Origin of the sequence: Tolypothrix bouteillei VB521301, from assembly GCF_000760695.4 — a bacterium.
GTDB classification, from domain to species: domain Bacteria; phylum Cyanobacteriota; class Cyanobacteriia; order Cyanobacteriales; family Nostocaceae; genus Scytonema; species Scytonema bouteillei_A.
Genome location: NZ_JHEG04000001.1, coordinates 2,088,314 through 2,108,367 on the forward strand (window position 1 = coordinate 2,088,314; position 20,054 = coordinate 2,108,367).

Here is a 20,054-nt window from a genome sequence, read left to right on the forward strand (position 1 = left end):
GGTTAAACGGTTTTGTTCTTTAGCTGAGAAAAAACATGGTAATCATCAAGATTCACCTGTGGTTCGGCAAGCGGTTCATCTTCTTTTATCTTAATCAAATTATACTCAACATTTTCTGCATAAATTGCAAAAGTAATATTAAACATTTCAATAAAATTGATCAACCACTGGCATTCATCTTCTGGATAATTATTGTAGTAGCGGATCAAGTAAGCTATGCGGCTTTCCAAATGAATACGCGAATTTTTAGAAATTAAAATAATTTTTAGCAATACAATAACCAATGTCAGAGGATGACCTTGAGATAATAGTAAAATAAATAATGATGAAGGTTCTTTACCATTTTCAGTTATTAAATGGTCAATGACTTTATTACAAGTTCTTAACACTAAATCCTTGTTAATTATTTCTGTATGTTGCTCGGCTTTCCAAGGATATAGCTTTTCTGACAATTGCGTTTTTAAAGTTTCAATAAAATCCTGTTGTTGAACTGAAAAAATCAAATACTTTTGCAAATTCTCCTTAAATTCTTCTAATGTTTGATTTTGAGTTTGCTGAATAAAGATATTGGCAATATTTTCATAACTAAACGTACCTTTCTTAACAACAATCGCTTTAATTAAACGGAGAACGTTATCTCCTAAAATACTGGGATTTTTGTATCGACTGGTGCTTGATGTAGAAGATTGAGAACGAGCAATATACATTGCCAATTCAAACTTAAATTTGTCTTTCAAATGTCTGGATAACTTTATAGCCGCTTCTTGTTGTTCCTTGGAATTGTTAATATCCAAAGATTGAGCGACTAGCAGATAAGAAGAGTAACGATTAATCCAATTTCTTTGAGATTGTTCGTCAATATTTTTCAAGGCAAAGAATTGAAGCTGATGATATTCTTCACTCTCAAGAAAATTTTCTATCCACTGAATATAAAAACTATTTTTTATATATTTAGTAGGCTTAAAATCTTTATAGCCAGACAGTAAATTCACTAATTCTTGAACATACTTATGTCTTCTGTTGCTTTCCCAGTTATTAATCAGAATATAGCAGCAGCGCTTAAGTGTATGAATGAACTCCTGTTCTTCATTCTTAGAAAAGATTTCATAAATTCCTGCTGTTGAATCAGAATTACCCGCCCCAAAAAATCCTAAGAATACACGCTTAAATTCTTGCAAAACATCTTCAGGTTCCCAGGTTTTGACAATTCCAATAAAATAGTTATATATCCTTTCTTGTGCAATCTCTAAATCCAGTCGTTTGTTCTCAGAGTCAAAAGTATATTTATTGCTCTGACTACCCGTTAAGCTGTTAGCGGTCATGGTATTTTTCAAGACCAAAGAATACCCAATACATATTCTTATCAGCTTAACTTGACCTACAAACAGTATCAATCGCTTCTTGAAAAGTTCAGTATTTCTTTAAACGAAGTTTTATCAAACCTTAAAATTACAGACTTACTTATATCAAAATTTATCAAAATCTATAAAAAACTACTTAAGTACTCGTATGAAATTACACTTTACCTACAGATATATGAGGACTAGATAGTATTGACTATCTTTTCCAACTTTCCAAGATCTAATTTTTAAATGGGGGTGGAGGGACTTGAACCCACACGACCTTTTACGGTCAACGGATTTTCATTCTCCTGCAGCTTTCGCTACTGCTTTACACTATCCACAAAGTTGTAAAGTTTTGAGAATTGGACCCTCCCTTTACCCTCGACTTAACGTTAGGGTAGCTCCCGTCGGGCCTCTGCACCTTCCGAGTTAGTCACTTGTCATTTATTGTTTGTCCTTTGTTATCAATCGCTAACCGAAGGACAAGTCAAAAATGACCGATAACTACCTTGGCTTGGCTCAGGATTGCCATGTCTGTAAACAGATCACAGATTTAGGTTTCCCTGAGTTTGAGAGCAGTCACTTGAAAGATTTCTCTATCAAGGCTCAGTTTTCTAAGTCCGTAGCGTCTACCATTCCGCCACACCCCCAGATGAATCCAGGTTTTGCTGGCTAGGTTGATTTTTACTCACCTCAATCAGCACTTGGACGATTATAGCAAAAGAAATCAGTTTTTGACTGATGTTTTTTTGTTCTTTATATATTCCACCACTAATTTTGCCATTTGTCCAATCATAAGGAAAAAAATATTGGGGATTGGCAATGGGCAATTTGGAAATGAGCGATAACTTATCATGGCTTCCCTGTCCCCCTTGTCCCCCTTGTCCCTCATTCCCTATGATGGAAAACAGATGCACCAATAGGTCTTTTTCACCGAGAGCTAAGAATTATGGTTGTAGCGCTACTGTATTTAGTTTTGGCAGGAGCTTATTTACTCGTCGTACCAGCAGCTGTCCTGCTGTATTTAAAATTTCGGTGGTACGTAGCTAGCTCTGTGGAACGTGCTTTCATGTACTTTCTAGTATTTTTGTTCTTCCCAGGTCTACTGCTTCTGTCGCCTGTTATCAACTATCGCCCCCAACGGCGACAAATAGAAGTTTAAGAAAGGATAAAGTATATAAGGATCGAGTATGAAATCCGGACGTATACTGTACTGGAACTTTTTTCATCCTTCATCCTTATATACTTCATCCTTAATACTTCTCATGCGACGCATTGACGCTATTGGAATAGGTTTTGGCATTTTTCTATTAGGTGGCTTGATATATCTGTCACTACAGGTGGCTGGTATAGATGGCGCACAAGCTGGAATTTGGACTCAAGCCGTACTCTTTGTGGGATTGATTGTCTGGTTGCTAACCTATTTGTTCCGTGCGGTGGGTCAAAAAATGACCTACCACACACAACGCCAACAGTACGAAGACGCCTTTTTCAAAAAGCGATTGGAAGAACTGTCTCCTGAAGAATTAGCCAAAATTCAAGCTGAAATCGAACAAGAAGAACAATCTCAAGTGTAAATTTGTTCTTCCTTTGTTATTTGTCCTTTGTCTTTAGGTATAGTGTCAAAGGACAACAGACCCATGACCGATCGCCAATGACAGCTATTTCCAATCTCTTTGAAAATCTTGCAAGTCAATCCCAGTGCGCTCTGATTCCATTTATCACAGCTGGAGATCCGAATTTGGAAACAACAGCAGAAGCACTGCGAATTTTGGATCGCAATGGAGCAGACATTATTGAACTGGGTGTTCCTTACTCCGATCCTCTGGCTGATGGACCAATTATTCAAGCCGCAGCGACTCGCGCTTTACAGCAAAGCATAACTTTGGATAAAGTCCTAGAAATGTTACAAAATGTAACTTCCAGTTTGCAAGCCCCTATTATTTTATTTACTTATTACAATCCAATTCTAAATCGTGGAATTGAAAAGTTTTTTAAAGATATAGCAGCAGCTGGGGTTGCAGGATTGGTTGTACCGGATTTACCTTTGGAAGAGTCATCTGGCTTACTCAAAATAGCTTCTGAGATGGGGATTGATGTTATTTTGTTGGTTGCTCCAACAAGTTCCTCCGAACGTATAGAAGCAATTGCTCGCTCTTCCCAAGGATTTATTTATTTAGTCAGTGTGACCGGGGTGACGGGAATGCGATCGCAAATGGAAACCCGAGTCTCAGATTTACTACAGCAGATTCGTAATGTTACCGGCAAACCCATCGGTGTAGGTTTCGGCATTTCGCATCCAGAACAAGCCAAACAAGTGAAAGAGTGGGGATCTGATGCAGTTATAGTTGGTAGTGCTTTTGTCAAGCGTTTGGCAGAAGGAACACCACAGCAAGGACTCATTGCTATTTCCGAGTTTTGTCAAAGTCTCAAGACAGCAATTACTACATCTTAAGTAAGGATACTTACTGAATTTTTCCATGTAAAAAATGCTAGCTTTTTTTCACCTTCGTTGGTAGACAATTTAACAGATATCGTCTTGAATATAAAAAGCGCGTATGTAGCGGTCAAAAACGAAATAATACAGCAAAATAGGGTAAAGGCTGTATGTGAAATTCAGTAGGATACATATCTTATGAGTGTGAGAGAGCGTCAGTCAACGACCGTAGTAGTTTCGTTGCAAATTAAGGGAGAGGGCGATGAGTGAGAGTATGGCATTTATCGGCGGAGTTGCTGTAGCTGGGTTAGCAGCTCTTTTGCTACTCAAAGGCTCAGCAAGTCCCATTCAGTCCGGTTTCACTGTTACTCCACAGATGCCAACAACTGTAGTAGCACCACCTGCAGTTATGGCTCCGCCTGCTACGTATCCCAGTCAAGCGTATCCCAATCCAGCACCGCTAAACCCCAATACTGAGGAGCTGCGGGTACAGATGGAACGGATGAAGATGGAAACCGCTCAACTCCAGAAGGAAAACGCAGACCTCAAACAACAAAACCAACAACTTCAGGGACAAATTCAAAATACCCTGGCTCAGTGGAGCGCTCAGCAACAAAATCAAGCTCAAGCAGCACAGCAAGCAGCATTGCAGCAATCACAAAATCCTTGGTGGTCATCAGGTATTGTTTGGGCTGTCGGTGGTATGGCTTTAACTGTTGGCGGTGGTGTTGTCGTCGCTGGGATAAACGCTTTGTTCTCGCAAAAGCCCCGTCCCGCCCGTACCGTACAAGTTATTCATCCTTATAATGGTCCAACGCCACCACTTGCGCCTGTACGTCGTCCGGAGTTTTTACCTCCTCGCAGCGATGTCAGAAGAGTTGAAACACACGATTACGATGATACATATTAGTCGTGAGGCATTAGTAACGTTGAGCCACCCCGTTTAACGCTCAAGCTAGGAGCGGAAAAATTAATATATCATAAATATTCGGGCGCAAGATTGCTGACTGCGCTCTAAATTTCCGTTAGATAAACTATTTATTTGTCAAGTATAAACTGTCTCAGAAGTTAGCGATCGCAGTTGATTTCTTTTCAGACCCTAGCAGAAGATGGGCACAAAATCCTTCAGACTTAGGACATCTGTACTCAATTTTCTCCAAGAATTGACATATTCCCTGACACCTCCCAACTTTTGCTCGGGAAGCTTTCTTTATGTAAAAAAACAGCGAATGCATACTAAAGATCCTTTAAACTCCCTCGAAAAATAATTTTTCTACATAAATTTCCGGATAAATTGTTATCTATCTAATTGTTTGTGAGATACTTCTAGATGATAATACTGTTACCTAAGACCTAGTCAAAAATAAAGATTCGGTAAAGCAAGCTGGTGCATCGTTTACAGTTTACTGTATTATTCTCCTAAAACGTATTTGTGCAATGCCAAATCCGATGATTCTTAAATTAGTGGATTGGATATAGCTTGGGCTTTCCCTATTACCAGTTCACTGATAAAATAACAACTCGTGTTTTTGAGTTCAGTTTTGTTGAAAACCATTGGAGCAAGTCATTGAAATCTGGGGATGCAGCACAAGCAAGCCATGCAGTTTTTCGTGATTTTCATGCGATGAATAAGCTGAAGTGTGTTTGTCATGTCTGCATATTTGTATCCCAACCGGATCGTCAATGGTGTTCATCTGCTGCGTACTGTCAGGCAAAAAATCTGTGTGCAAACGCAGGTAAACCCTCTCTATTATACTCTGGCAGTAAAAAAATAAACATTTTGTAACATAAAAATGAAAAAAACACAATGGTATATAAAGCAGGTCAATATCCCACCCATTGCTCTACCACAAGTGGAGTATATGCCTTTCATTAACAGCAGAAAGGTGCTTTCAGCAAAACACCGTTGTGTATTCACGAGAAACTATTTGCGTGCAATGCTTGCTTCTCGATTGTTGCTTGCTCACTGTACTGGAAGCACTGTAGTAACTGCAAGATCTCGCTTTTAGAAAGTGCTCTGCAATGTTTTCCTTGTACAAGCAGAAGCTTAATATTTGTGATTCAATCCTAGTTTTGAGATATGCGTATATTTTTCAGTGTTGAAACTCAAACTTCCTTCAAATTGAAAATCAATGTTTTTATCCCTGACAGGATTTTCAAGAGTAACAATTTGACGCATTAAGAGAGTTTAGGATTGACAGAAAAAATTAGGTGGTTCTATAGAAGCCTAAACGAAAGAAAAACCTTTGCTATTGGTTGAGCAATGACTTTTATATCCTCATGCTTGAGGCATAAAAGCCTCTTTTTTACGTTTCCTGTATTAAGTATTTTTGCTTACAGTTTCCTGCCGTCGGTGGCTCAGACGCCAACCGGAGTAATCACAAATACTGCTGGTTCTGGTGCAAGCAATATTACAGAAACAAGATCGTCCAATTCAGTCACGTTTAGAGCAGGTCAAGGTGCTTTACAGATACTAAAAACAGGCGATCGCGCAGCGGCTGAACCGGGAGACAACGTCGTTTACAGTCTTGCTGTGAGAAATACAGGTACAGCATCTCTATCAAATTTAACGATCGTAGACAGACTCCCTGTAGGACTGCAATTTGTTTCCAACACACTGCAAGGTTCTATAGGAAGTACGCGAGTTCCTTTGACTGCTAACACGACTTCAAATCGCACAATCACAATCACCTCCGCAACTGCACTACAGCCCAATCAAACCTTAAATATCCGCTATGCCGTTGAAGTCACACCGGATGCTATTCAAGGTACCGGCAGAAACTTGGCACAAGCACGATCTGGAAACTTGACTAGCAATCAAGCGAGCCACCTACTGAGAATCAGACCCGGAATAGTCTCAGATTGTGGCACCTTAATTGGACGAGTTTTTGTCGATAAAAATTTTGATGGCGAACAGCAACCAAACGAACCAGGAGTTCCTAATGCCGTAATTTACATGGATGATGGCAATCGGATCGTCACTGATGCCAAAGGGCTGTTCTCCCTAGCCAATGTCATTCCAGGACATCGAACAGCAACACTAGACTTGACAAGCTTACCGGGTTATGGCTTGGCACCCAATACGTACTTCATTGAAAGGAACAGTCAGTCACGCCTAGTCAAGCTAGCGCCTAACAGTATGGTAAGAGTGAATTTTGGTGTTACGCCTGCGTTTTCAGAGGATAAGCGATGAAAACAAGAAAGCTTGAAGTTAAAGTTACCAACAAATTTGGCATTAGAGATTGGAAAAGCCAAAAGCTAGCATTTTTGATGTTACCTTCAACCCTAGCTAGTAAAGGGAGTCTAGGTATCTGGAGTGCTTTTGTGGCAGTCGTTTTCCCTTGCTTCGCAGGCGAGGCTATATTTTCCAGTGCTGAAGCAGCCAGCGTGCCCGAGAATAGAGAATGGGGAACTCAAAACCCCTACGAAGTGGAAATTCAAGGCATCGGGAATAAAGAACTTTCTGAATATTCTCAACTCCCAACTCCCAACTCCCCCTCCTCCACTCCCCCCCTCTCCCAATCCCCCACTCCTTCACCCAACTCCTCCACTCCCCCCCTCTCCCAATCCCCCACTCCTTCACCCAACTCCTCCACTCCCAACTCGCCACCCCCCATTCCTTCAGAGGTAATTGGTGACCGGATAAAAATTGAAATCGTACCTGTTGGAGATCCGCGAGTCCAAGCGGATGGACGTTCTACTATTAGATTCACCGGACAGATTACCGATGAAAGCGGTCAAATTATCCGTGAGGATATAGTGGTCACCCTGACATCGAGTGCGGGGAAATTTATTGGTGCTGACCAAGATAAAGACCAAGGCGGGTTTCAGGTAATAGCACGCGGTGGAGAATTTACCGCCACTTTGCAATCTGATATTAAACCCCAACAAGTTCGCGTCCGAGCGGCGGTAGAAAGTATTAGGACACAAAATCCCTTCCGAAGAGATAGAGATATCGTAAAAGATTCACCCTTTTACGGACAAAGAGGTGTTTCAAACGATACTCCATTTCCCCAACAAACAGACAATTCGCTTGTTCAGCAATTTAAAGATACCCCAATAGAAGCTTATACGCAGGTAGAGTTTACAACATACCTGCGCCCTTCACTAGTAACAGGGGTAGTAAATTTACGGATAGGTGCTCGCGGTACAAATTACTGGGGAAGTTTTCGCGAATTTGTTCCAGAGGATTTGGATGAAGGAACTGAGGTTGATTTAGATGCAGCCGTCTTTGCTACAGGTAAAGTCGGAGAGTGGTTGTTTACAGGTGCGTATAACAGCGATCGCCCTCTCAATGAAGACTGCGAAGGCAATGTGCGGTTATTTGGCAAACCCGACCAGCAATGCGAACAACAATATCCCGTCTACGGTGACAGTTCTACTGTCACCTCTACAGCACCCTCAATAGACAGTGTTTACCTTCGCTTTGAGCGCAGTAGCCCCGTAACAGGAGCTGAGCCTGATTACGCCATGTGGGGAGACTACAATACTGAGGAATTTGCAAGAGTCTCCCAACTGTACACAGCTACAAACCGTCAACTACACGGCTTTAAGGGTAACTACAGCTTTGGTCCGGTTCAAATAACCGGCTTATACGCTAACAACATTGAAGGCTACACCAGAGATATTATCGTTCCTGACGGTACAAGTGGGGACTACTTCTTGTCACGGCGCTTGCTAGTTCCCGGTAGTGAAAGCGTTTATTTAGAAGAAGAAGAGATCAACCGTCCCGGTACAGTCTTAGACCGCAAACAATTATTTCGCGGTCGCGATTACGAAATTGACTATAACCGAGGAACCGTTAAGCTTTACAAATCAGTTCTCTCCGTAGCCACACAGCCCTTTGGTCCCACTTTAGTGCGTCGCCTCGTTATCTCCTACCAACCGGACGAAGGAGAGGAACGGTCTACTCTTGTTGGAGGACGGGTACAATTCAACATTTCTCAGGAGACAGACAGGAAAACTTTCCTGGGTGGTAGCTATTTGCGAGAATACCAAGATGGTCAAGACTTTGAACTGTATGGAGCAGATTTCCTTCTCTCTTTAGGAAATGGCAGTCAGATTGTAGGAGAATTTGCACGCTCTAGCGGTAGCCTCCTCAATGGAGACGATGGAACGGGTAACGCTTATAGATTGGAGGCTATTGGCAATATTGGCGATCGCCTGAACGCAAGAGCCTATTATCGTTCTTCTGATGAAGGTTTCTCCAACAACGCCACCTATAGCTACACCGCAGGACAAACACGCTATGGAGGCTCTCTTTTAGCAAGAGTCACCAATACCACCTTCCTGACAGCCGCATACGACTACGAAGAAAACTTTGGACGTTCCTCTGGTGCTACACCATTTTTTGATGTATTCAATCCAGAACCACCCGCAGCCAGTGCTGGGTCTAGAGTGAACAACGAACTGCAAACTATCCGCGCTGGAATTTTACAAAAATTTAACTTTGTTGGTCGGCTCGCCGATTTGAGTTTGGAATATGTCAACCGTTCCCGTGAAGACCGCGTGAGCGATCAATTTGAAGGAGATGCCAGCCAGTTGGTATCTCGGCTCAAACTTCCACTTACTCAAGCCCTGACCTTCCAAGCGCAAAATGAATTGAATTTGGGCGATAGTGACCCACTCTATCCCAACAGAACAACCCTGGCATTAGACTGGAAGGCTTACCCAGGAGTTACGTTCCGGCTAGCTCACCAGTTTTATGATGACAGCAGCGTATTACGCGGTAACTCCATTACCTCATTAGATACGATTGTCGAGCATAAATTTTCTGACGATACAATTTTAAGCGGGCAGTACTCTGTTTTATCTGGATTCAACGGCTTACAGGGTCAAGGAGCGGTAGGAATCAATCACGGTGCTCGCATCGCTCCCGGCTTGAAATTGAGTTTGGGTTACCAATACGTCTTTAAGAACATTTTTAATAGTAATGCTGCAGATGGTCTATTCCAAACCTCTGTGGTAGGTTCCAACACGGCTTCACTGGGACTGTTTGCTGGTAGTGTTTACAGCGTTGGATTGGACTACAGCGATAATCCTAACTTTAAAGCGGGTGCCAAGTTTGAGTATCGCGATGGCGATGATGACGATAACCTCGTCATCACAGCTGCAGCTGCAGGTAAACTTTCACCCGCCCTCACAGCCCTAGTTCGCTTCCAACAAGCAGGTGGGGCAAATATTCCCGTGTATCTTCCCTCTAGTTCCTCTGGATTTGTTGGCAGAGTCGATGACTTGGGAGATGCTATCAACCTCAGATTTGGTTTGGCTTACCGAGATCCCAACAGTGATAAATTCAACGGATTGCTGAAGTATGAGTGGCGTCAAAACTACGGTTCAATCCCTGAATTTAACACCGATAGAAACTCAAACGCTCACGTACTCTCAGGTGAAGGGATATACGCCCCGAACTGGCGATGGGAATTTTATGGTAAGTATGCTTTTCGTCTGGCAACTAGCGGCGATCTTGGAAACAACCAAAGTAACGATAGCAACACCCAATTGGCACAACTTAGAGCCACTTATAGAATGGGTTACCGAACCGATTTAGCTGTGGAAGGACGCTGGATAGGACAAGACTTTGATAGTGGTTCGGATTATAATCAGTTTGGTGTTGCCGTAGAAGGTGGGTATTACTTAACACCCGATCTGCGCTTAGGTGTGGGTTATAGCTTTGGCAGTGTGGACTATGACCGTGATTTTAGTGGTTACCGCTCTGAAGGAGGTTTCTACGTCAATATCAGCCTCAAACTGAATGAACTTTTGGGTGGTTTTGGATTGCAAAAGCCCGTACCCAAGCAACAGAGAGAGTCGGAAATTCCTACAGCTAGCAGACAACCTGCAAACGGATTGCAAAACTCTCAAAGCAAACTCATTCAACGTTTGAAACAAACCCAAGCAAGAACTGCTCCTGCAAACCAGTTGCAAACCCCTCAAAGTATACTCATTGAGCGTTTGAAACAAGTTCAAGCACTAGCAGTTCCGCAAAACACGGAGTTACAAAAGTCCACAATCAAGCTAATTAATTCCCTCAGAAAGCGATCGGCTTTTCGCAGGTTCAGTGGTGGAGAGGAGTGAGTGAGTAATGTTCAAGAGCAAAATTTATCTTCGATTGGGGAATAGAGAATGGGGCATAAGGAAGAGGGAATGGGAAAGAATAACACGACAATATTTCCCTACTCCCTACACTCCGTTAGTTTTATTATTACCGATCGCCCTTTGTCTTTTCCCTTCAGGTGTTGCATTCGGACAAGGAGGAGACAAGGTAGACAAGGGGGACAAGGTAGAACCTTCTCCCTTGTCCCTTGCTTCCCCATCTCTAAGGATTGTTGTGAACAGCAATCAAGATGGTGATATTAAAGCTGATGACCAGCTAACTTTACGAGAAGCTATTGAATTGGCTAACGGGACGCTTTCTACCGAGCGATTGAGCAGTGCAGAAAAAGCACAAATCCAACCAGCAACTGATGGTGGTTCTCGCATTGAATTTAATCTTCCTGCGGGTGCTACTGCCATCCAGTTACAGAAACAATTGCCCGATCTAGCTGCTGCGGGATTGGTTATAGATGGCACCACTCAGCCCGGATACGATGCTTCTGGTTCGGCTACTGCTGAAATTGCAATTCCAATTCCTGTGGTAGCAATTTCTCCCGCACCAGAACGCGAAATTTTTCGCGGTTTAACAGTAGTGGCTGATGGCATCACAATTCGGGGTTTAAACCTTTACGGTTTTACAGCTAGCCCAATTAAACAACAACTGGGCAATTTACTGATATATGATGGCAAACCCAAACCAGCCACTCTCACCACGCCACCAGGGGATATAGTCATTTCCCATCCTCTCCCACCCCCAAATACCAGCCAACAGCAACCCCCAAATGATGATTTTCCGTTTTATGAAAAAAATGTTCCTCCAAAAAACGTTGTCATTGAAAACAACTGGTTGGGATTGACTCTAGATGAAAAATTACCAGAGTCAACCTCAGCTTTTGGAGTTTATGTTTTTAACTCTCAAGGGGCAACCATTCGACGCAACCGAATTTATTACCATGAAGGAAGTGCTATTATCACTTCAGTACGTGGTGAAAATACGGTAGTCACTGAAAATATTATTGTGGGTAACGGGCTGGCTGGCATGCCAGATGCTTTGCGATTTGAAGGTGTAGTGAATAAATCCAAGATTGTTGGCAATTTGATTTGTGCTAACGATGGTGCTGGAGTGTATTTATTTAAACCAGAAGGGGATGTTCAAATTCAGAATAACCGCATCACCTATAATGGCAGGCGTTTGCGACGTGCAGCAGTTTATTTGATGGGTAGCAACCATCAGGTAACGGGTAACGAAATTGATTATCAAACCGGACCCGGTGTTGTAGTTTCGGCTTTCCCCAATACTCAGGGCAATATCATTCAAAATAACAAATTTGCTGCGTTAGAAGGGTTGAGCATTGACCTCAATACCCAAGGAAATTTGGATGTCAGCGATTTTCAAAGAGGTGACGGTCCAAATCCCCGCCGCAATTCCTCCAATCGGCGATTGGATACGGGGAATGCTGCGATTAACGCTCCAGAATTTGCTACAAGGACGTTTGTACCTACTGGTAATAGCGTCACTTTACAAGGAAAAGCTGACCCCGGTTCGGAAGTCACAATTTATCGTTTGAGCGATTATCAAACAGGTAAAGAAGCACTCTACGAACCCGGTTATGGAGCTTTAAGAGAACCTTTAGGAAATGCACAAGTTGACGAAAAAGGCAAGTTTAGTATTGCGATAGAAAATTTACAAAATGGGGAGATTGTAAGCGCGATCGCCACCAACCCCAAATACGGAACGTCCGAACCTGCCGTTGCTGCATTTATTGGGACGAGAGCAATTTCTACCAACCCAACTCCAGACGCAAAAACCCAGAGAATTCAACCCCCGCAGTGTACAACACGCCCCGTACCGCCAGAACCACCACCACAACCAGAACCGCCACCAGAAACACCACCAGAACCAATACGGATACAAGTCCCGAGAAACGTTCACTTTGCACTTGACAAATCTTTTATTAGTCAAGAGAGTGCTGCAGTTCTCGATCGCGTGGCAGAAGTTCTGCAACAATATCCTTTCATCGTCATTGAATTACAGGGTCACACAGATCCCCGAGCCAGCGATGCTTACAACCAAGCCCTGGGAAGACGGCGAGCATTATCTGTAAGAAATTATTTATTACGCAAGGGCATTCAACCAGAAAGGATGACCATCCGTTCCTTTGGTGAAAGTCGAAGGAAAGTTCCTGGTGGTACGGGTGTTGTTGATTACGCCCGCGATCGCCGAGTCGAAATTATCTTCACTGATGTTAGAGGTATCGACCTCATCATTGAAGATCAAGAGCAAGATTTACAAATCGAACGGCGACGAGGCAGAAGGTAGTTCAAAAGTCAATAGGGAATTTGCTGTGACTCCTGAATTTAATAAGATTGATAAAAAAGCACCCCGTTTTTTGACATTCAAGCAAACACTGCTGACATTGCTTTTCACAGTGCCACAAGTTCCCTTCCTGGGAAACATTTCGGGTGGTGGAAAGGTGTTAGCACAACAAGCAACCAGTTGTCCGACGGGTACAACAGCACAAACACTAAACTGGAATACTGCTGACAACTTGGCAGGAATTACCAGTCAAAACCTGACTGTTGGTGGTGTTAATGCCACTATTAGTTTCACTGAAAGCAGTCCCGGTCAGGTTATCGATCCAGAGGAAACATTAATTAGCAATGATGTCTACGGTGGCATCGCCGGACCAAATCTAAGATTTAATATAGGTCTTCAAAGTACCAATCCAAACTCGCCTTTTGACGGACCAGCACCCGTAGGCAGTAGTGCAACGCTCACGATTAACTTTTCAGAACCAATCTCGCTAGCGTCCGCTCTCACCCTTTTGGACGTTGACCGTTCGGGTGCGCGTGACACTATTAACGGTACACCATTCATATACCAAGATAGAGTTACGGTTAGCGCGTTCAACGGTAACGATTCTGTTGGAGTCAGCCTGGTATCCCCCGGTCAATACGTGAGAGTAACTGGCAACCTTGCGGAAGGTATTATTGAGAATGCTTTCCCGGCAGAATCCTTTGGTAACGTCTCAGTTGCGATCGCCAATCCGGTCACTCGAATTCAAATAACCTATCAACCAGGTACAGAATTTGGTAACCCCTTACAAGATGAAACCATCGGTCTTGCAAGATTGCAAATTTGCGTGCCAACGGGAACGGGTACAATTGGCGATACTGTTTTTAACGATGCTAACGGTAACAACGTTCAAGATGCTGGCGAAGTCGGTATTGCTAACGTTCCCCTCACTTTAACGGGTGCTGGGTCTGACGGTCAATTTGGTACAGCAGACGATATTACCAGAACGACAACAACCAATAGCAGCGGTAACTACAGCTTCACCAGCTTACCCGCAGGTAGTTATCGAGTTGCTGTTACCACCTCTCCAACAGGTTTTACCCCCACCCTAACTCAGCCCAATGCCGTCACTCTAGCAGCCGGTCAAACGATCGACACCGTTGACTTTGGATTCCGGCAAGGAGGAAGTGGGACAATTGGAGACACTGTGTTTAATGATACAAACGGTAACAACGTTCAAGATACTGGCGAAGTCGGTATTGCTAACGTTCCCCTCACTTTAACAGGTGCTGGGTCCGACGGTCAATTTGGTACAGCAGACGATACTACCCAAACGACAACAACTAATAACAACGGTAACTATAGTTTTACGAGTTTACCCGCAGGGACTTATCGAGTCGCTGTTACCACCCCTCCAACAGGTTTTACCCCCACCCTAACTCAGCCTAATGCCGTCACTCTAGCAGCAGGTCAAACCATCAACACCGTTGATTTTGGTTTCCGACCAAGCTCGACCGGGACAATAGGGGATACAGTGTTTAACGATCTCAATGGAAACAACGTCCAAGACCCAGGAGAACCGGGAATTGCTAACATAACCCTCGTTCTCACGGGAGCAGGCGCTGACGGACAGCTTGGTACATCTGACGACACTTCTCAAACCACAACGACCAACAACAACGGTAACTACAGTTTTACCAACTTACCCGCAGGTACTTATAGAGTTACTGTTAACAACCCACCTACAGGTTTCAACCCAACACTCACTCAACCTAACGCCGTTAACCTATCAGCAGGTCAAACTATCAACACCGTTGATTTTGGCTTTACTCAGTTAGCACAAGGTACTGTTGGAGATAGCGTATACACTGATACTAATGCCAATGGCGTTCAAGATCCAGGAGAATCAGGTATTAGCGGTCGCAACATTAGTTTGTTAGGTGCAGGACCCGACGGTCAATTTGGTACGTCTGACGACATTAACCGTACCACAACTACCGATGGCAATGGTAACTACAGTTTCACCAGTTTACCTCCAGGAAACTACAGAGTGACTGTTACCAATCCACCAAATGGTTTCAACCCCACTCAAACTCCACCAACCACTATTACCTTAGGAGCCAGTCAGAATTTTGATACAGCAGATTTTGGCTTTACACAGCAGGCTCTAGGAACGATAGGTGATACTGTATATACGGATACTAATGGTAACGGCGTTCAAGATTCAGGAGAACCTGGAATCAGCGGTATTACTGTTGTCTTGACAGGTGCAGGACCCGATGGTCAATTTGGCACATCGGATGACATCAGCCGTACTGCAACAACCGATAATAATGGCAGATACAGCTTTCCCAATTTAACTGCCGGAAACTACAGAGTTGCAGTCTCCAACCCACCCACAGGTGCTAACCCGGTTCAAACACCACCCACTACCATCGCTCTAGCCTCAGGTCAAAATCTTGACACGGCAGATTTTGGTTTTACACAACAGCAACTTGGTTCCATTGGTGATACTGTCTTTATTGACACAAACCGCAGTAACAGCCAAGATTCCGGAGAAAGGGGAATTAGTGGCGCTACCGTTACTTTGACCGGTGCCGGACCTGACGGTCAATTTGGTACAGCCGACGATATCAATCGTTCGACAACGACCGATCAAAATGGTAGATACCTGTTCCCCAATCTTCCTGCAGGCAATTATAGAGTGACTGTGAGCGATCGCCCGGCAGACTTCACCCCCACATTAGTTCCACCAGAAACAGTTACCTTGAGTGCAGGTCAAAATCTTGACACGGTAGACTTTGGTTTCGCTGCTTCTGCTGTAGGTGCTGGTGAACCCAATTTACGCTTGGTCAAGAGAATTACCAACGTCTTGAGAAACAATCAGTCCATCGGTGGCAATTTCAATACCTTTGATGACGGTCCTGGTGATGATGACAATAATATCAATCAGTTACAACCAGTACTCGGTATTCGCGACCTTCAAACTGCTTTACAAAGTGGTGATGAAGTCGAATATACAATCTACTTCCTTGCCCAAAATACAAACGATGTCAGATTCTGCGATTTAATTCCAGAAGGAACAAGTTACAGTAACGGTACTATTAACGTTGTTGGTAGTGGTACTGGTGCAGACCAAGGTACATTTTTCTCGCCTTTAGCACCTTTGCCTGCAAACAACGCCTGCTTGAGTCAGACAAATAGCAGGGGTGCAGTGATTGTTAACTTTGGCACTTTTGGGGATTCCAGTGGCAATCCAGCTTACATTCGTTTCCGTGTCAGAGTTGATTAACTCAGTGAGTCGTTAGTGGTTGCTAGTCAGTAGCCTTCGCTTCCAAGCTAGTAGTCTTCTCCTTCCCAGCCAGAGGCTGAGAACGAGGAGACAATTAACCACTAACAACTCACCAAACCAAGTTATTATTATTCTTGTTTTTGCCCTATTGCTATTGCCGCGACTTTACTAATCAGACAGAAATGCAAAAAACAAGTTTAATTGCTTCAGCGATCGCCACTACCGTACTTATATCTTTAGTTACCAGTATGACTGAAGAAAGTGCTCGAGCACAAAAAGCACAGCGACCTGTACCCCTGCTGAATGCCAGATGTGTTAACAGCGGGCTTGGCACTGCTCGCGAGCAAAATGTAGATGTTTCTATAGGACGAGCAGTTTATACAAGTCAATTTTATTTAGGACCCGGTTATCGCTCGGCTTCACTAACCTGCAACATCAAACCACAAAACCGTCCTCAACCCGTGTTTCAGACTTTAAATTTAGGATTTGGAATGCGCGATAACAGCACAAATAATACAAGTGTTGACGTTAAAGTCTACCTAGACGGCAGACAAGCGGAGAACCGCACCGTCGCCCCAGGTCAATCGGCTACCTTAGCTGTTGATGTGAGCAATGTTTCCAATGTTGCTGTTGAAGCTGTTTGCTCCAGCCAAAGCCAATATTGCGATCGCGTTTACTTTTTTACGGCTGCTTTAGAGCGACCCACCGCACCTCAACCAGTGAAAAAATAAAATTGCTAATGGCTAATTGCTAATGGCTAATAGCTGATGGCTAATTGCTAATTGCGATCGCCATCCTAATTAAAAACACATAGGGGAGAGACATCCTCTTACGCAGGTTTTCCATGCGGGATCTGCTGCAAAAGTAGGAAAAGTAGCTTTGGGCATTGCCCACCATACAGGACTTCACATATAATTTTCAGTTTTCCATTAACCATCAGCCATTAGCCATTAGCCATTAACCATTAGCGCTCTCCATTCGATTCTTGAGGGTTGGTTTTAGCAGGTTCCTGTTTGTCTAAATTATCAGCAGCCTGTTTAAAGAGTGGCTCGATTTTATCTCGCCAATACTGGATATTGGGTAGTTTTTCTGGATCGTTTTTATACCCCAAAACTTTATCCCATTGTCCTTCGCCAATCGCTGTATCGATATCTTTAAATAAAGCTTCTGCTTTTGCCCAATCTTTCTGCCATTGAGCTACCATTTCTGTTGTCTCTTTGACAGCAGGAGCGTTAGAAGTCACAGATTTAAGTAATGCGATCGCTCCCTGCAAATCTCCCGATTCGTATTTCTTTCTTGCTTGTTCTAAAACTTTAGAATTTTCAGGAGATTTCCCCTGTAATTTGTCCAGTAAATCTTCTGAAGATGAAAGACTTGGCTTTACGGCTGGTTTTGATTTCGCCTTGGGTGCGGGGCGGACTGTAATCAAATCGTCATCATCTTCTGTTTTTACTGCAATTCCCTTGTCGCGCAAGCAATCAACCCAAAGTTCGTTATTTTTAATAACATCGGAATCCGCCCAACCGGAGGTTTTAGGATCGAGTTTAACTTGTACCCAACCGCGCTTTGTTCGCAAACCTGTTACTTCAAAAGTACTATCTTCTGTAATAGTTTTTATAACGCTATCAGAAAGGTTACTGGGTTCAGAACGAATATTTGAATTTTCTTTAATAACAGCCAAGCAAATTTGTGATGATGCTGTTGTACTACTATTATCAGAAAAATTAGAGGCAACGTTTTGAACGTTTTTGACCACAGCTGGGGTAATCGCAGCCGCACCACCTGCTAAAAGAGCTAAGATTGTTAGCTGTAGTAAGTCCGGTCCGTTAGAATTTTTGGGTGTTGATTTAGGTGCTGCTTCTACTGGTGAACGAGCAACGCGATTCAATGGGGCTACAGCGATCGTTTTTTGTCTGGATTCAGGAGATGAATACTTGACGGCTTGGTAGCTTGTAGAATTGTTAACGTATTCTACAGGTGTTGAAGATGCTGGAGCAAACAAATGTAATGCTTGTAGGGCTTCTGATGCACTTTGGTAGCGATCTTTGAAATGATATCGCACCATCTTGCTTAAAACCGCTTCCAAATTGTTGCTGACGGGAACCAAATGCTGCCATAAGATTTCCCCCGTGTAGGTGTCTTCTTGTAACTCCATTGGCGCAACGCCTGTAAGTGCTTGAATGGCAATAATACCTAAGGAGTAAAGATCGCTGTTGGGGCGGGGTTTGCCCTGTCCTTGTTCTGTGGGCATATAACCGGGAGTTCCAATAGCTACTGTGGCAGACTGGTTTCCCGCGACGGTAAACAATTGTGTATGGGGGGAGTATCCAGAAGAGACGCGTAATTGCTTGACTGCCCCAAAATCCACTAAAACTAATTTGCCATCTGAAGAGCGCCGGATGATATTATCTGGTTTGATGTCACGGTGAATAACGCCTTGACCGTGGACAAATTTTAAGATACCAAGAACTTCTTGTAGCATCGCGATAACTTGGCTCTCGCTCCAGCGACGGTTCGGCTGTAACTCATCGCTGAGTGGATGTCCTTCAACAAATTCTTGTACTAAATAAAATTCTTGGTTTTCATCAAAATAAGCTAAAAGCCGGGGTATTTGGTTGTGATTGCCCAATTTTTCTAAAGTTTCGGCTTCGCTATGGAACAGCCGTCGGGCAGTGTCAAACACTTTGGAGTCAGAACTCGCAGGCTTTAAGTGCTTGACAACGCAGACGGGGTTGCCCGGTCGCTTGGTATCTTTAGCAATATATGTTTCACCAAAGCCTCCTGTAGCAAGGACTTTAATGACTTGGTAACGGTGATCTAGTAGCTTGCCTATCATTTTCACTCCCCAGTGTTCACACCCAATTTAAAAGAGCGTAATAAATATCTCCAAATATTCCTTGATAAAATCCGCTATCTTGGGAAAAGATTTGGATGTCAAACGCAGTTTTTTAATAAATACACGTTGTTAATTTTTCTTTCAATAACCTTTGTAAATTCCAATGCCACCTAAAATAAATGACTCAGTCGCATGGCAGCAGGCAGAAATCCTCATGCAACCAGCTTTTATTCGAGTAGTCGATAATATTCGCAAGCTGCTTGATGTATCTTCTTGGACAGGAACTTATCAAGATGTCTTGATTTGGCCGAATGGCACTACCGATGAGACTCAAGCTATAGTGACTAAGCTCCTGCAAGACCTGGAAGCTGCAACACCAGAGCAAGCCTTGGAAATCAGAGAAACTCTCTCCGTTCTACCCATGCCCCATCCAGGATATCATTTGTGCCTGCAGCGTCAAGAGCAAAAAGTCAGTATTGATTTGTGGGAACTATGTTATCAAGTGTGTTTTCGTAACTACATACCCGGAAGTGAAAAAGTTGAGATAGATACCAGTCTAATCGATGAAATGGGTGATGTGGACTGGCAAATGTTAGAAACTAAGACTAAGCAGGTTGTTGAAGCGGTGTTTGCAAATTTACCTCAGTAGACTGGGGACTTGGAACTTCTTGTTCCCGACCTGGGGAGCCGTCTTCAGAGGCTCCGCTTTCCTTACAACTAAAGTAGGGTTGGCAATGCCAACCCTACTTTAGTCT

At 43.4% G+C, this 20,054-nt stretch carries 14 protein-coding genes; 11 read left to right on the forward strand and 3 right to left on the reverse strand.

The window, feature by feature from the left end; all coding sequences use genetic code 11:
* Positions 1-2 precede the first annotated feature (2 nt).
* Positions 3-1,322: a hypothetical protein gene (locus HC643_RS08395; RefSeq protein ID WP_038072437.1), complete on the reverse strand. Its 1,320-nt coding sequence runs from the start codon at positions 1,320-1,322 to the stop codon at positions 3-5.
* A 650-nt stretch (positions 1,323-1,972) separates the two neighbouring features.
* Positions 1,973-2,263, reverse strand: coding sequence for a hypothetical protein (locus HC643_RS08400; protein WP_137986457.1), 291 nt, complete (start codon positions 2,261-2,263; stop codon positions 1,973-1,975).
* Between the two features lie 29 nt (positions 2,264-2,292).
* Here HC643_RS08400 and ndhL point away from each other — a divergent pair, with 29 nt between their 5' ends.
* The 10 genes from ndhL to HC643_RS08465 all read left to right on the forward strand — a co-directional run bounded on the left by ndhL (position 2,293) and on the right by HC643_RS08465 (position 17,194).
* Positions 2,293-2,505 (forward strand): NAD(P)H-quinone oxidoreductase subunit L, encoded by a 213-nt coding sequence (gene ndhL, locus HC643_RS08405; protein ID WP_050046274.1) that lies wholly within the window; start codon positions 2,293-2,295, stop codon positions 2,503-2,505.
* Between the two features lie 103 nt (positions 2,506-2,608).
* Entirely contained in the window at positions 2,609-2,920 is a 312-nt protein-coding gene (locus tag HC643_RS08410) for a DUF3007 family protein (RefSeq protein WP_038072441.1), read from the forward strand.
* Between the two features lie 77 nt (positions 2,921-2,997).
* A complete protein-coding gene (gene trpA, locus HC643_RS08415) occupies positions 2,998-3,798 on the forward strand; it encodes a tryptophan synthase subunit alpha (RefSeq protein WP_038072443.1) in 801 nt (266 codons plus the stop codon).
* Positions 3,799-4,042: 244 nt separating this feature from the next.
* On the forward strand, positions 4,043-4,690 hold the full coding sequence (locus HC643_RS08420) for a coiled-coil domain-containing protein (RefSeq protein ID WP_038072445.1): 648 nt from the start codon (positions 4,043-4,045) through the stop codon (positions 4,688-4,690).
* A gap of 883 nt (positions 4,691-5,573) precedes the next feature.
* Positions 5,574-5,789 (forward strand): hypothetical protein, encoded by a 216-nt coding sequence (locus HC643_RS08425; RefSeq protein ID WP_137986456.1) that lies wholly within the window; start codon positions 5,574-5,576, stop codon positions 5,787-5,789.
* A gap of 254 nt (positions 5,790-6,043) precedes the next feature.
* Positions 6,044-6,973 (forward strand): DUF7507 domain-containing protein, encoded by a 930-nt coding sequence (locus tag HC643_RS08430; protein ID WP_038072447.1) that lies wholly within the window; start codon positions 6,044-6,046, stop codon positions 6,971-6,973.
* On the forward strand, positions 6,970-10,857 hold the full coding sequence (locus HC643_RS08435; protein WP_237265857.1) for a hypothetical protein: 3,888 nt from the start codon (positions 6,970-6,972) through the stop codon (positions 10,855-10,857). Before HC643_RS08430 ends, HC643_RS08435 begins: the two co-directional genes overlap by 4 nt.
* Positions 10,858-10,864: 7 nt before the next feature.
* On the forward strand, positions 10,865-13,195 hold the full coding sequence (locus tag HC643_RS08440) for an OmpA family protein (protein WP_038088236.1): 2,331 nt from the start codon (positions 10,865-10,867) through the stop codon (positions 13,193-13,195).
* Positions 13,077-16,463, forward strand: coding sequence for an SdrD B-like domain-containing protein (locus tag HC643_RS41280; RefSeq protein ID WP_237266066.1), 3,387 nt, complete (start codon positions 13,077-13,079; stop codon positions 16,461-16,463). The genes HC643_RS08440 and HC643_RS41280 overlap by 119 nt, the downstream gene beginning before the upstream one ends.
* Positions 16,464-16,645: 182 nt before the next feature.
* On the forward strand, positions 16,646-17,194 hold the full coding sequence (locus tag HC643_RS08465; protein ID WP_038088247.1) for a hypothetical protein: 549 nt from the start codon (positions 16,646-16,648) through the stop codon (positions 17,192-17,194).
* A 233-nt stretch (positions 17,195-17,427) separates the two neighbouring features.
* Here the strand turns inward: HC643_RS08465 and HC643_RS08470 are convergent, their stop codons facing one another.
* On the reverse strand, positions 17,428-19,299 hold the full coding sequence (locus HC643_RS08470) for a serine/threonine protein kinase (protein ID WP_038088234.1): 1,872 nt from the start codon (positions 19,297-19,299) through the stop codon (positions 17,428-17,430).
* A gap of 163 nt (positions 19,300-19,462) precedes the next feature.
* Between HC643_RS08470 and HC643_RS08475 the strand changes: the two genes are divergently transcribed.
* Positions 19,463-19,948, forward strand: coding sequence for a hypothetical protein (locus tag HC643_RS08475; RefSeq protein ID WP_038088231.1), 486 nt, complete (start codon positions 19,463-19,465; stop codon positions 19,946-19,948).
* The last annotated feature ends 106 nt before the right edge of the window (positions 19,949-20,054 follow it).

Excerpts from the sequence above, each read along its gene's own strand:
- HC643_RS08395 (WP_038072437.1), bottom strand. The coding sequence starts at position 1,322 with ATGACCGCTAACAGCTTAACGGGTAGTCAGAGCAATAAATATACTTTT.
- ndhL (WP_050046274.1), top strand. The coding sequence starts at position 2,293 with ATGGTTGTAGCGCTACTGTATTTAGTTTTGGCAGGAGCTTATTTACTC.
- HC643_RS08410 (WP_038072441.1), top strand. The coding sequence starts at position 2,609 with ATGCGACGCATTGACGCTATTGGAATAGGTTTTGGCATTTTTCTATTA.
- trpA (WP_038072443.1), top strand. The coding sequence starts at position 2,998 with ATGACAGCTATTTCCAATCTCTTTGAAAATCTTGCAAGTCAATCCCAG.
- HC643_RS08420 (WP_038072445.1), top strand. The coding sequence starts at position 4,043 with ATGAGTGAGAGTATGGCATTTATCGGCGGAGTTGCTGTAGCTGGGTTA.
- HC643_RS08425 (WP_137986456.1), top strand. The coding sequence starts at position 5,574 with ATGAAAAAAACACAATGGTATATAAAGCAGGTCAATATCCCACCCATT.
- HC643_RS08430 (WP_038072447.1), top strand. The coding sequence starts at position 6,044 with ATGACTTTTATATCCTCATGCTTGAGGCATAAAAGCCTCTTTTTTACG.
- HC643_RS08435 (WP_237265857.1), top strand. The coding sequence starts at position 6,970 with ATGAAAACAAGAAAGCTTGAAGTTAAAGTTACCAACAAATTTGGCATT.
- HC643_RS08440 (WP_038088236.1), top strand. The coding sequence starts at position 10,865 with ATGTTCAAGAGCAAAATTTATCTTCGATTGGGGAATAGAGAATGGGGC.
- HC643_RS08465 (WP_038088247.1), top strand. The coding sequence starts at position 16,646 with ATGCAAAAAACAAGTTTAATTGCTTCAGCGATCGCCACTACCGTACTT.
- HC643_RS08470 (WP_038088234.1), bottom strand. The coding sequence starts at position 19,299 with ATGATAGGCAAGCTACTAGATCACCGTTACCAAGTCATTAAAGTCCTT.
- HC643_RS08475 (WP_038088231.1), top strand. The coding sequence starts at position 19,463 with ATGCCACCTAAAATAAATGACTCAGTCGCATGGCAGCAGGCAGAAATC.